The organism is Streptomyces sp. NPDC079167 (assembly GCF_040686735.1).
GTDB lineage: Bacteria > Actinomycetota > Actinomycetes > Streptomycetales > Streptomycetaceae > Streptomyces.
In genome coordinates, this window is the sequence record NZ_JBFBLO010000002.1 from 551798 (window position 1) to 563640 (window position 11843).

General features: G+C 71.0%; 10 protein-coding genes. 5 read left to right on the forward strand and 5 right to left on the reverse strand.

Features of this window, described 5'->3' with window-relative positions:
* Positions 1-1458, forward strand: a complete 1458-nt coding sequence (locus tag AB0P41_RS06705; protein WP_365930525.1) for a catalase — start codon at positions 1-3, stop codon at positions 1456-1458.
* A gap of 267 nt (positions 1459-1725) precedes the next feature.
* Here the strand turns inward: AB0P41_RS06705 and AB0P41_RS06710 are convergent, their stop codons facing one another.
* Entirely contained in the window at positions 1726-2163 is a 438-nt protein-coding gene (locus AB0P41_RS06710; RefSeq protein ID WP_365930527.1) for a DUF6083 domain-containing protein, read from the reverse strand.
* A 210-nt stretch (positions 2164-2373) separates the two neighbouring features.
* A complete protein-coding gene (gcl, locus tag AB0P41_RS06715; protein ID WP_356715320.1) occupies positions 2374-4158 on the reverse strand; it encodes a glyoxylate carboligase in 1785 nt (594 codons plus the stop codon).
* 258 nt (positions 4159-4416) lie between these two features.
* On the opposite strand from gcl, the gene AB0P41_RS06720 reads away from it, so the two are divergent.
* Together AB0P41_RS06720 and AB0P41_RS06725 are read left to right on the forward strand one after the other, a co-directional pair.
* A complete protein-coding gene (locus tag AB0P41_RS06720; protein WP_365930529.1) occupies positions 4417-5154 on the forward strand; it encodes a hypothetical protein in 738 nt (245 codons plus the stop codon).
* Between the two features lie 71 nt (positions 5155-5225).
* Positions 5226-5447: a hypothetical protein gene (locus AB0P41_RS06725; RefSeq protein ID WP_104784478.1), complete on the forward strand. Its 222-nt coding sequence runs from the start codon at positions 5226-5228 to the stop codon at positions 5445-5447.
* A 22-nt stretch (positions 5448-5469) separates the two neighbouring features.
* On the opposite strand, the gene AB0P41_RS06730 is transcribed toward AB0P41_RS06725, so the two are convergent.
* Together AB0P41_RS06730 and AB0P41_RS06735 are read right to left on the reverse strand one after the other, a co-directional pair.
* The gene (locus AB0P41_RS06730) at positions 5470-7077 is read right to left on the reverse strand and encodes an AMP-binding protein (protein ID WP_365930531.1); all 1608 of its coding nucleotides are present in this window, start codon (positions 7075-7077) and stop codon (positions 5470-5472) included.
* Positions 7074-8750, reverse strand: a complete 1677-nt coding sequence (locus tag AB0P41_RS06735) for an AMP-binding protein (RefSeq protein WP_365930532.1) — start codon at positions 8748-8750, stop codon at positions 7074-7076. The genes AB0P41_RS06730 and AB0P41_RS06735 overlap by 4 nt, the downstream gene beginning before the upstream one ends.
* A gap of 115 nt (positions 8751-8865) precedes the next feature.
* Here AB0P41_RS06735 and AB0P41_RS06740 point away from each other — a divergent pair, with 115 nt between their 5' ends.
* Positions 8866-9717 carry a helix-turn-helix transcriptional regulator gene (locus AB0P41_RS06740; protein WP_365930534.1) on the forward strand — a complete coding sequence of 284 codons (852 nt, stop codon included), beginning with the start codon at positions 8866-8868 and terminating at the stop codon, positions 9715-9717.
* 24 nt (positions 9718-9741) lie between these two features.
* On the opposite strand, the gene AB0P41_RS06745 is transcribed toward AB0P41_RS06740, so the two are convergent.
* Positions 9742-10860, reverse strand: coding sequence for a winged helix DNA-binding domain-containing protein (locus tag AB0P41_RS06745; protein WP_365930536.1), 1119 nt, complete (start codon positions 10858-10860; stop codon positions 9742-9744).
* 105 nt (positions 10861-10965) lie between these two features.
* Here AB0P41_RS06745 and AB0P41_RS06750 point away from each other — a divergent pair, with 105 nt between their 5' ends.
* Complete coding sequence (locus AB0P41_RS06750) at positions 10966-11835, forward strand: DMT family transporter (RefSeq protein WP_365930538.1); 870 nt, start codon at positions 10966-10968, stop codon at positions 11833-11835.
* Positions 11836-11843 lie beyond the last annotated feature (8 nt).

Below are 11843 nucleotides of genomic sequence, written 5' to 3' on the forward strand. Positions count from 1 at the left end.
ATGTCCCAGCGTGTGCTCACGACCGAGTCAGGCGCCCCGGTCGCCGACAACCAGAACTCCGCCACGGCCGGCGCCGGCGGGCCGATCCTCGTACAGGACCAGCACCTGCTCGAGAAGCTCGCCCGCTTCAACCGTGAGCGCATCCCGGAGCGCGTCGTCCACGCCCGCGGTTCCGGCGCGTACGGCTACTTCGAGGTGACGGACGACGTCACCGGCTTCACCCGCGCCGACTTCCTCTCCGAGGTGGGCCGCCGCACCGAGACGTTCATCCGCTTCTCGACCGTCGCCGACTCGCTGGGCGGCGCGGACGCCGTCCGTGACCCGCGCGGCTTCGCCCTGAAGTTCTACACGAACGAGGGCAACTACGACCTCGTCGGCAACAACACCCCGGTGTTCTTCATCAAGGACCCGGTGAAGTTCCCCGACTTCATCCACTCGCAGAAGCGTGACCCGTTCACGGGCCGCCAGGAGCCGGACAACGTCTGGGACTTCTGGGCGAACTCCCCCGAGGCGACGCACCAGATCACCTGGCTGATGGGCGACCGGGGCATCCCCGCCTCCTACCGTCACATGCACGGGTTCGGCTCGCACACGTACCAGTGGACGAACGCGAAGGGCGAGGCCTTCTTCGTCAAGTACCACTTCAAGACCAACCAGGGTGTGCGCTCCCTCTCGGCCGAGCAGGCCGCCGAGCAGGTCGGCAAGGACGCCAACTCGCACCAGACGGACCTGCTCCAGGCCATCGAGCGCGGAGTCAACCCGTCCTGGACGCTGCACGTGCAGCTGATGCCGGCCGCCGAGGCGGCGGACTACCGCTTCAACCCGTTCGACGTGACGAAGGTGTGGCCGCACGCCGACTACCCGCTCCAGCGCGTCGGCCGGCTGGTGCTGGACCGCAACCCGGACAACGTCTTCGCCGAGGTGGAGCAGGCCGCGTTCTCCCCGAACAACTTCGTGCCCGGCATCGGTCCCTCGCCGGACAAGATGCTGCAGGGCCGGCTGTTCGCGTACGCCGACGCGCAGCGCTACCGGCTGGGCATCAACCACACCCAGCTCCCGGTCAACGCGCCGAAGGCCGCGACCGTCGACAACTACGGCCGCGACGGGCTGCACGCCACCCGGTACGGCTCGCGCCAGGACAAGAACTACGAGCCCAACTCGTACGCCGGCCCCGCGCAGACCGGAGACGCCCTCGCCTCCCCGCTCGCGGTGCACGGCTGGACGGGCACGCACGAGGCGCCCCTGCACGCGAAGGACGACGACTTCTTCCAGGCGGGTGAGCTCTACCGGCTGATGTCGGCGGACGAGAAGGACCGTCTGGTCGCCAACATCGCCGGCGGACTCTCCCAGGTCACCCGCGACGACGTGATCGAGAAGAACCTCGCCCACTTCCACGCCGCCGACGCCGACTACGGCAAGCGCGTGGAGGAGGCGGTCCGCGCCCTGCGCGAGGACTGAGCCTCCCCGAGGCCCTGCCCGTGCCGCGCGCCCGGATGAGGGGTAGCACACGGTACGGCCAGGACGAGGCCGCGGCGGCGGACGACGCCAGTGCGGTGGCGAAGGGTCCGGTGGCCCGGTTCCAGACCTGAGGGAACCGGTTCCGGCGGGCCCGCTCGCCGCCGCCGCGGTCGCTGTGAACGGATCGGATCGCAGGGGTGCGGTGCACGCGTGGGGCGTGCACCGCACCCTTGTCGTCGTTCGCCGCGGTCGCACGGCCCGGCGCGGTCACCCCGCGTCCGGGAGCCCCTCGTCGGGCAGTTCGAACAAACGCTGCATCCGCTGCCTGTTGTGCTCACGCAGGGCCGTCATCCACGGCCAGTGGTCTTCGCGCGCGAGGTAGGGGCAGGCGATGCGGTGCGGGATGCGGCACCTGGCGCCGGGGAGAGGTTCGGCGTCCCACAGGTTCAGCGCGGTTCCGGTGGAGGTGATGACCCAGCGCCGTCGCGGAGGGACCGTGTGGGCCGGGACGAGGATGCGGCGTTCGAGAAGGACCCAGTGTCCGGCGTACTCGGTGGCGTACCTGTCCTGCGGGAGGTCGCAGAACGGGCAGTCGGGCGGATCCGGCGGCCCTGGAGCGGTGGCGCCTTCGAGCAGCGCCTGGAAGGCGTCGGAGATGCGGTCGGGCGGGTCCGGGCCGGGCGAGGTGTTCTCGGGGTCCCCCATGGACCCATGATCCGGGCGCACCGGCGGTGCGGGTAGGGCGAGATCCGGCCGCGCAGGACGGTGCGGGAACTGCACACGTGCCATGGAACGCCCCATGAGGCACACCAGGACGCGTCCGGCCCGCACCGCCTGGCCGGGCGATGACGGCCCCGGGCACACGACAGCGGCCCCCACGACCACTGCGGTCGTGGGGGCCGGCGCCGGTTCCGGTCAGGACACCGTCAGCGGGCGGACCGCAGTCGGTGCGTGGCCCGGCTCGGAGGCCACGTCCTCGAACTCGTTGACCGACGCGATGTCGGTGCCGCTCATCGAGATGTTCGTGACCCGCTCCAGGATCGCCTCGACGACGACCGGGACCCGGTGCTCCGCCGCGAGCTTCTTGGCCTCCTCGAAGGCCGGCAGCAGCTGGTCCGGCTCGGTCACGCGGATCGCCTTGCAGCCCAGGCCCTCGACGACCTTGACGTGGTCCACGCCGTAGACGCCCAGCTCCGGTGAGTTGAGGTTCTCGAACTCCAGGTTGACCTGGAAGTCGATGTCGAAGTTGCGCTGCGCCTGCCGGATGAGCCCCAGGTAGGAGTTGTTCACCAGCACATGGACGTACGGGATGCGGTGCTGCGCGCCGACGGCGAGCTCCTCCAGCATGAACTGGAAGTCGTAGTCGCCGGAGAGGGCGACCACGGAGCCGTCCGGGTCGGCGGTGGCGACGCCCAGCGCTGCGGGGATCGTCCAGCCCAGCGGCCCGGCCTGGCCGCAGTTGATCCAGTGGCGCGGCCGGTAGACGTGCAGCATCTGCGCGCCCGCGATCTGGGAGAGGCCGATGGTGGAGACGTAGCGGGTCTCCGGGCCGAACGCCCGGTTCATCTCCTCGTACACCCGCTGCGGCTTCAGCGGCACGTTGTCGAAGTGCGTGCGGCGCTGCAGGGTCGCACGGCGTTCCTGCGTGGACGCCGCCCACCGCGTACGGTCCTTCAGCTTGCCCGCGGCCTTCAGCTCACGCGCCACCTCGACGAAGAGCTCCAGTGCCGCCTTCGCGTCCGAGGCGATCCCGAGGTCCGGGGCGAAGATCTTGCCCAGCTGGGTGGGCTCGATGTCGACGTGGACGAAGGTGCGTCCCTCGGTGTAGACGTCCAGCTTGCCGGTGTGGCGGTTGGCCCAGCGGTTGCCGATGCCGAGGACGAAGTCGGACTCCAGGAAGTTCGCGTTGCCGTAGCGGTGCGAGGTCTGCAGGCCGACCATGCCCGCGTTCAGCTCGTGGTCGTCGGGGAGGATGCCCCAGCCCATCAGGGTCGGGACGACCGGGACGCCGGTCAGCTCGGCGAACTCCACCAGGAGTTCCGACGCGTCGGCGTTGATGATGCCGCCGCCCGCGACGAGGAGCGGCCGCTCCGACGCGTCGAGCATCTCGACGGCCCGCTCGATCTGCCTGCGGCTCGCGGCCGGCTTGTGGACGGGCAGCGGCTCGTACAGCTCCGGGTCGAACTCGATCTCGGTGAGCTGCACATCGATCGGCAGGTCGATGAGGACAGGACCGGGCCGGCCCGTGCGCATCAGGTGGAAGGCCTGCTGGAAGACGCCCGGGACCTGCGCGGCCTCCAGGACGGTGGTTGCGGCCTTCGTCACCGGCTTGGCGATGGACGCGATGTCGACGGCCTGGAAGTCCTCCTTGTGGAGCACGGCGGTCGGCGCCTGGCCGGTGATGCAGAGGATCGGGACGGAGTCGGCGATGGCCGAGTAGAGGCCGGTGATCATGTCGGTGCCGGCGGGCCCCGACGTCCCGATGCAGACGCCGATGTTCCCGGCCTTGGCGCGGGTGTAGCCCTCCGCCATGTGGGAGGCGCCCTCGACATGGCGGGCGAGGGTGTGCTGCACCCCGCCGGAGGCCTTGAGAGCCGCGTAGAACGGGTTGATCGCCGCACCCGGCACACCGAACGCGTTGCTGACGCCTTCGCGCTTGAGGATCTCAACTGCCGCTCGGGCAGCGGTCATACGAGGCATGAGTGCTCCTGCTCGGACCTGGTGGAGTCGGGCTCTGTCGCGCCACCTGAGAGCACTAATTCCACATTACGGAAACTTCTTTCTGCTATGTGAAATCAATTTAGGGCGGTCCGGGACGGCCGTCAAGGGAGGGCAGGCAAAGCGGCCGAGAGCATCGGTCCGAAGTGCGCGAATCACTCCCCGGAGCGTCGCTGCTCGTGGACGATGGAGGTACGGAACGCAGTCGCCGCCCCAGGGGCGGAAGAAGGGGGGCAGCACATGGAGTCCGTACCGGTGCGCTGCCCGGTCTGCCGCCGGGACCACGCGTACATCACGCCGGTGTACCCCTGCCCCTGCGGCTCCCCGACCGCCCCGCCGCTGATGCGCGGCGCTCCGGCCGTGCTCATCACCCACCGCACCTGGAACGACGACTGGGTGAGCGTGCGGTGCCACTCCTGCGGACGCCGCGACCAGTGGCCGCACCCCGAACTCTGCTGCCCGTGCGGCGCGGTGCTGCGGATCCCCGTGCGCCCGGTGGCCACGCGGGGCACCACGCCGCCGCCCACGGCGGGGGGTCCGTCCGGCCCGGCCCACATACCGCTGCCGCGCACGGCCGCACATCCGCGTCCGTCGTTCAGACCCCTGGTGATACGGACGGCCCGCGACGCGGTGAACACCGCGGCGCTCTACCTGAGATGGCTGGGCTTCCGCGACGTCGTCCAGCCCGAGGTGCGGCCCAGCTCCCGGATCGACCTCAGGGCTGCCGGTCTCATCGCCCAGGTCGACGCGACCACGCGCCCGACCGCCCTGCGTGACGTCGAGTGCCTGTGGCTGAACGCCCTCAACACCTCGGTGTCCGGCGTGCTGTTCTCCCTCGCCGGTTACACGGACGAGGCCCGCTCACGTGCAGACGGTCTCGCCATCCCGCTGTTCGTCCTGGATCTCACCGGCACACCGCAGCCGGTGAACGGCCCCGCCGACGAACTGATCAGCGTCGGCCCGGCTCCCGCCGAATGATTTCGGTCACCTGTGCCGTGCCGACCGCATATGTTCGAGCTGTTGTCAGAATGAGGACGTAGAGTGAAGGCATGGTCTTAACTCCTCGGCTTCCCACCCACTCCGCCCCCGTCTTCCTGACCCAGCCCGTCCACCCGTCCGTCGTCGAGGCCAACGACGCCATCCGCGCACTCGTCGACTCACGGGCCGGTCAGGACTGGACGCCGGTGGAGGCCGCGGAGTACGAGATACTGCTCATCGAGTGGGCGGCGGCGACCCAGGGCATAGGCTCCGGCGTCATAGAGGCCGCCTGACCCCGCGGCCCCCCGGCGCGGGCTACGCGCCGTACCCCTCCCGCAGTTCGACCTTCCGGACCTTGCCGCTGACGGTCATGGGGAACGCGTCCAGAACGCGCAGACCGCGCGGGATCTTGTAGTGCGCCAGCTGATCCCGGCAGTACGCCGTCACCTCGTCGAGCGTCGGCGGGTCGGCCGGGTCCCGCGGAATGACACAGGCCAGGATCTCCTCGCCGTACCTCTCGTCGGGCACTCCGACCACCTGGACGTCGGCGATCTTCGGGTGTCCGTAGAGGAACTCCTCGATCTCACGCGGATACACGTTCTCTCCCCCGCGGATGATCATGTCCTTGATCCGGCCGACGACCTGGACGTAGCCGTCCTCCCGCATCGTCGCGAGGTCCCCGGTGTGCATCCAGCGTCCCGCGTCGATGACTTCGGCGGTCCGCTCCGGCTGGTCCCAGTAGCCGAGCATCACGCTGTACCCCCGGGTGCACAGCTCACCGGCCTCACCGCGCGGGAGGGTCACCCCCGTCACCGGGTCGACGACCTTCACCTCGACGTGCGGCATCACCCGGCCGACCGTCCCGGTACGGCGCTCCAGGTCGTCCTCCCGCCGGGTCTGGGTGGAGACCGGTGAGGTCTCGGTCATCCCGTAACAGATGGACACCTCGTCCATGTGCATCTGGGCGACGACCCGTTTCATCACCTCGACCGGGCAGGGCGATCCGGCCATGATCCCGGTCCGCAGCGAGGACAGGTCGTACGAGGCGAAGTCGGGCAGGCCGAGCTCCGCGATGAACATGGTGGGCACCCCGTAGAGCGAGGTGCAGCGCTCCTGCTGGACGGCGGCCAGCACGGCGGCGGGGTCGAATGAGGGCGACGGGATCACGATGCAGGCGCCGTGCGAGGTGATGCCGAGGTTCCCCATGACCATGCCGAAGCAGTGGTAGAACGGCACGGGCAGACAGACCCGGTCCTGTTCGGTGTAGGCGACCAGCTCCCCCACGAAGTAGCCGTTGTTGAGGATGTTGTGGTGCGAGAGCGTGGCGCCCTTGGGGAATCCGGTGGTGCCGGAGGTGTACTGGATGTTGACCGGGTCGTCGCACGACAGTTCCGCCTCACGACCCGCCAGCTGCCCGGCCGTCACGGACTCCGACGCGGCGGTCAGCTCGTCCCAGGACGGGTCGCCGATGTAGTGGACGGACCGCAGTGCGGGGCAGGCCGGGCGCACCTGGCCGACGAGCGCGCGGTAGTCGCTGGTGCGGTGGGCGAGCGAGGCCACCAGGACGGAGATCCCGGCCTGCTTCAGCACGTACTCCAGCTCGTGCGCGCGGTAGGACGGATTGATGTTGACCATGACCGCGCCGATGCGGGCCGTGGCGTACTGGACGAGGACCCATTCCGGGCAGTTGACCGCCCAGATCCCGACCCGGTCGCCCTTGGCCACCCCGGAGCCCATCAGTCCGCGGGCCAGCTCCTCGACGGCGGCCCCGAACTCGGCGTACGTCCACCGGCGTCCGGACACCACGTCGACCAGGGCCTCCCGGTCCCCGTACGCCTCGACCGCCCGGTCCAGGTTTCGTCCGACGGTGTCGCCGAGCAGCTCCGTGGAGCTGGTTCCGTGGGCGTAGGAAAGGCCGCTCATCGCAGGTCCCCCTCGTCGAACTCGGTGCCGCCGCCCTGCGCGGTGCGCTCCCGCAGCTCGATCCTGCGGATCTTCCCGGAGACGGTCTTGGGCAGCTCGGCGAACTCCAGCCGGCGGATCCGCTTGTACGGGGCGAGGACCGCCCTGGAGTGCTCGAACAGCACCTTGGCGGTGGCGGGGCCGGGCTCCCAGCCCGCGGCGAGCACGACGTACGCCTTCGGGACGGAGAGCCGCACCGGGTCGGGGGCGGGGACGACCGCCGCCTCGGCGACCGCCTCGTGCTCCAGCAGGGCGCTCTCCAGCTCGAACGGCGAGATCTTGTAGTCGGAGGCCTTGAACACGTCGTCGGACCGGCCCACATAGGTGATGTAGCCGTCCTCGTCCCGTGAACCGATGTCCCCCGTGCGGTAGTAGCCGCCCGCCATGGCCTCGGCCGTGCGCTCCGGGTCTCCGTGGTAGCCCGTCATCAGGCCGACGGGGGCCGCGGACAGGTCGAGGGAGATCTCGCCCTCCGCCACGCCCGGTTCGCCGGTGACCGGGTCCAGCAGCTCGACCTTGAATCCGGGGCTGGGCCGTCCCATGGAGCCGGTCTTGAGCCGCTGCCCGGGGGTGTTGGCCACCTGCACCGCGGTCTCCGTCTGACCGAAGCCGTCGCGGATGGTGACGCCCCAGGCGCGCCTGACGCTCTCGATGACCTCGGGGTTGAGCGGCTCGCCGGCCGCGACGACCTCACGCGGCGGCGTCCTGAGCTGCGCGAGGTCGGCCTGGATGAGCATCCGCCAGACCGTCGGCGGGGCGCAGAAGCTGGTGATCGCGGAGCGTTCCATCTCCGCCATCAGCCGGGCGGCGTCGAACCGGGTGTAGTTGAAGATGAATACGGTGGCCTCGGCGCTCCACGGCGCGAAGAGGTTCGACCAGGCGTGCTTCGCCCAGCCGGGCGAGGAGATGTTCAGATGGACGTCACCGGGCTTGAGCCCGATCCAGTACATCGTCGACAAGTGGCCCACGGGGTACGAGACATGGGTGTGCTCCACGAGCTTGGGGCTGGCCGTGGTGCCCGAGGTGAAGTAGAGCATCAGGGGTTCGTCGGCGTCTGTGCCGCGGTCCGCGGTGAAGGTTTCGGGTGCCTCGTCGGCGCCGCCGTAGGAGATCCAGCCCTCGACGTCGGTGCCGACCGAGATCCGGGTGTAGTCGCCGGGCACCTCCGCGAACTTGGCGGTGTCCGCGGACCGTACGAGGACGTGGCGGACCCTGCCGCGTTCGACCCGGTCACGCAGATCGGCCGGCCCCAGCAGGGGGGTGGCGGGGATGACGACGGCGCGCAGCTTCATCGCGGCCAGCGCCGTCTCCCACAGCTCGGTCTGGTTGCCGAGCATGACGAGGATGCGGTCGCCGGCGGCCACGCCCTGGTCCCTCAGCCAGTTGGCAGCCCGGTTGGAGCGGGCGGCCATCCGGGCGAAGGAGACCTCGGTGCGGCCGCCGTCCTCCTCGACGATGTGCAGGGCGGTGCGGTCGTTGTCCTCGGCGATGACGTCGAACCAGTCGAGCGCCCAGTTGAACTGGTCGGGGCGGGGCCAGCGGAAGCCCTCGTACGCCGTGGTGTAGTCCTCACGGTGCTCGATGAGGAAGTCCCGGGCCGCCCGGAACGTCTCCGTCGCATTCGTTGCCGGCATGTGCTCTCCTCGTCGCGAACCCGTTCTTCGGCCGTAACATCATGTAAACAGTGACCCAGGTCTCACCACCCCCGGACGGGGGTGGTCCGACAGGGCTCCGAGGGGACGGAGAGTCATGGGCGTACCGGAACCGGGCGAGGCGACGGAGCTGCGGGCGGCCATGCTCAGGCTGCGCCGGACGAGCGGGCTGCCCGTGGTCTTCGGCGGGCTGCTGTCCGACGCCCGCCACGCCCGGATCGCCGAGCTGAGCGGGGCGCAGACCCCCGCGCTGCGCGGGCTCGTCATCTCGGCGGGCAGCGGGCTCGGCGGAAAGGCGATCGCCCTGTCGCGGCCATGCGCGGTCACGGACTACCCGTCGTCGCGCCACATCAGCCACGAGTACGACGCGGCCGTCGCGGCCGAGGGCCTGCGCTCCGTCGTCGCGGTGCCCGTCGTCGTACGCCGGACGGTGCGCGGTGTGCTGTACGGGGCACTGCGCGAGCCGCTCACGCTCGGGGACCGTACGTTCGACGCGGCGGCGTCGGCGGCCCGCGACGTGGAGCAGTCCCTGGCCGTACGGGACGAGGTGCAGCAGCTGCTGGCGGCCACCCGGGAGCAGATCGCCGATCCGGGCGTGGACCCCCGCTCCTGGGAGGACGTACGTGAGGCGCACCGCGAGCTGCGCGCCCTCGCACCGAAGATCGTGGACCCGGCGCTGCGCGGCGAACTGCTCGCGGTGTGCGGACGGCTCGCGTCGGCCGCGGGCGCGGACCGGCCACCGGCGGCGGGGCGGGTACGGCTGGCGCCCCGCGAGGCCGATGTGATCGCCTGCGTCGCGTCGGGCGCGACGAACGCGGTGGCGGCCGAGCGGCTGGGGCTGCGGCCGGAGACGGTGAAGAGCTATCTGCGGTCCGCGATGCGGAAGCTGGGCGCGCACACCCGGCTGGAGGCGGTGGTGGCGGCCCGGCGAGCGGGGCTGCTGCCGTGAGTGGGGCCGTGCGGACCGGGCGGCTCAGTCCCCGAAGTCGACGAACGTGGCGAAACGGATGTCGTGGGCGGGCGCCGGGGACATCACCGTCAGCATCTCCACGGCCTCCTGGGTGATGTCCTCGCGGGTGGCCCGGTCGAGCGTGCCCAGAGCCTGCACCGTGACGGTCGCGGTGTCCGGGGTCTCGTCCAGGCGCCAGATCGCGGCGAGGAAGCCGTCGGCCAGGACGGTCCCGTATGCCTGGTTGCCCATGCCGTTGCGGCCCTTGTACGCGGGCGGGATCACCCGGGTCCGGTCGGCGTGGCCGAGCAGGACGTTGTCGAACTCGGGGAGGAAACGGGGCGGGGCCGGGGTGTCGGGGTCGGGGCGCGGGGCGTCGGGCAGGTCGAAGAGCTCGACGCCGTTCTCGTCGCGGAAGGTGACGAGCCGGGGCCGCAGGCGTTCGAAGACCTCGCGCATCCGGGTGAGCCCGGCCCACGTCTGCATGTCCTTCACCGAGGCCGGGCCGAAGGCGCCGAGGTAGCGCAGCACGGTCCCGTCGGGTGAGGCGGCCGGCTGCGACGGTGTGCCGAGCCAGTGCTCGGCGGTCGTCAGGGCGACCTGGCCGCTGCGCCCCCACAGGCCACGCGGGGTCACCTGGACCAGCGGCAGCCGGCAGCGGGCGGCGACCGCGAGTGCCCGGGGGTCGGCGTCCGGCCAGTGGAGGAGGAGTTCCTCCCGCAGCTCCTTCATGGTGCGGGGCCGTTCCTCGACGAGCTCCCTGGCGAGCGAGGAGAGCCGGTCCAGGTCCACTCCCGTGAGCCCGCTCCGGAAGATGTTCAGCTCGCGGTCGCGCGCGGGCTGGACCAGGGGGCGCAGTGTGAGGGCGTCCTCGGCGGTGTGGGTGTGGAGGGTGGAGCGCAGGCTGACGATCCTGACGACCTCACGGGACTCCATCAGTTCCGAGAGCGCGGCCGGGGCGAAGCCCTCCAGCCGGGAGCAGAGCTGGAAGTACGGCGGCCTGGTGTTCTGTGCCTGCAGGCCGACCAGGCGGCCGACCGCCTCCTTCACCGGCACGGCGGTGCGGCGGAGCAGCAACTGACGGTCCATCGTCGCTCTGTTGAGCGCGCGGGTGGAGAGCACGGGAGCGTGTCTGGCGGCCATGGTGCGCAGACTACGCGTGGCCTGTGACACCGGCCCCTGACCGGCGACACTCGCACAGGGGCGGGGCACCGCCGCCGGGAAGGCACCGGCCCTCATGATGGGGCGGTGATCAGCGTCCTGTTCGCCGTTCTGACCGCGCTAAGCAACGGCACCGCATCGGTACTGCAGCGCCGCGCCGCCATCGAGGTGCCCGACAGCGAGGCGATGCGCCTGTCGCTGATCGGGCATCTGCTGCGGCAGAGGGTGTGGCTGGCCGGGATCGGCCTCGTGCTCGTCGCCGCCGTCTGCCAGGCGGTGGCTCTGGCCACGGGCCCCATCGCCGTGGTCCAGCCGATCTTCGTGATCGAGCTGCCCGCCACGCTGCTCGTCGCCGGGTTCGTGATGAGGGTCGGGGTGCGGCGTCAGGTCTGGCTGGGGGTGGCCGCCGTGACCGTGGGCCTGGCCCTCGGCATGGCGGCCGCCGCGCCGGTCGGTGGCAGCGAGTCCGTGCAGGGTGCGGCCTGGATCCCGGCCCTGGTGGCCACCGGGATCTTCGAGGCGGCGCTCGTCGCCTCGGCGCTCGGTACCTCGGGCAACACCCGGGCCGCACTGCTGGGGCTGGCCTCGGCGTGCGGGTACGCGCTCACCGCCGCGCTGATGAAGGACGCCATGTCACGGCTGGACGCCGACGGCGTGGCAGGGCTGCTGACCGCGTGGCAGCTGTACGCCACCGCGGCGGCCGGCGTGGGCGCGCTGTTCCTCCTGCAGAACGCGCTCCAGGCCGGCTCACTGGTGGCGGTGCAGCCGATGCTGACGCTCGGCGACGCGCTGATCAGCGTCACCTACGGGGTCACCCTCTTCGGGGAGGAGCTGCGGTCCGGGTGGTGGCTGCTGCCCCAGCTGATCGGGGTGGCGCTGATCACCGTCGGCTGTGTCGTCCTCGCGCGCTCCCCGCTGGCGACCGCGAAACCGGCGCCGCCACCGCGCGTGAAGTGACCGGCCGG

Bases quoted from the DNA above. Each gene is read 5' to 3' on its own strand.
- AB0P41_RS06705 (WP_365930525.1), top strand. From the start codon at position 1: ATGTCCCAGCGTGTGCTCACGACCGAGTCAGGCGCCCCGGTCGCCGAC.
- AB0P41_RS06710 (WP_365930527.1), bottom strand. From the start codon at position 2,163: ATGGGGGACCCCGAGAACACCTCGCCCGGCCCGGACCCGCCCGACCGC.
- gcl (WP_356715320.1), bottom strand. From the start codon at position 4,158: ATGCCTCGTATGACCGCTGCCCGAGCGGCAGTTGAGATCCTCAAGCGC.
- AB0P41_RS06720 (WP_365930529.1), top strand. From the start codon at position 4,417: ATGGAGTCCGTACCGGTGCGCTGCCCGGTCTGCCGCCGGGACCACGCG.
- AB0P41_RS06725 (WP_104784478.1), top strand. From the start codon at position 5,226: ATGGTCTTAACTCCTCGGCTTCCCACCCACTCCGCCCCCGTCTTCCTG.
- AB0P41_RS06730 (WP_365930531.1), bottom strand. From the start codon at position 7,077: ATGAGCGGCCTTTCCTACGCCCACGGAACCAGCTCCACGGAGCTGCTC.
- AB0P41_RS06735 (WP_365930532.1), bottom strand. From the start codon at position 8,750: ATGCCGGCAACGAATGCGACGGAGACGTTCCGGGCGGCCCGGGACTTC.
- AB0P41_RS06740 (WP_365930534.1), top strand. From the start codon at position 8,866: ATGGGCGTACCGGAACCGGGCGAGGCGACGGAGCTGCGGGCGGCCATG.
- AB0P41_RS06745 (WP_365930536.1), bottom strand. From the start codon at position 10,860: ATGGCCGCCAGACACGCTCCCGTGCTCTCCACCCGCGCGCTCAACAGA.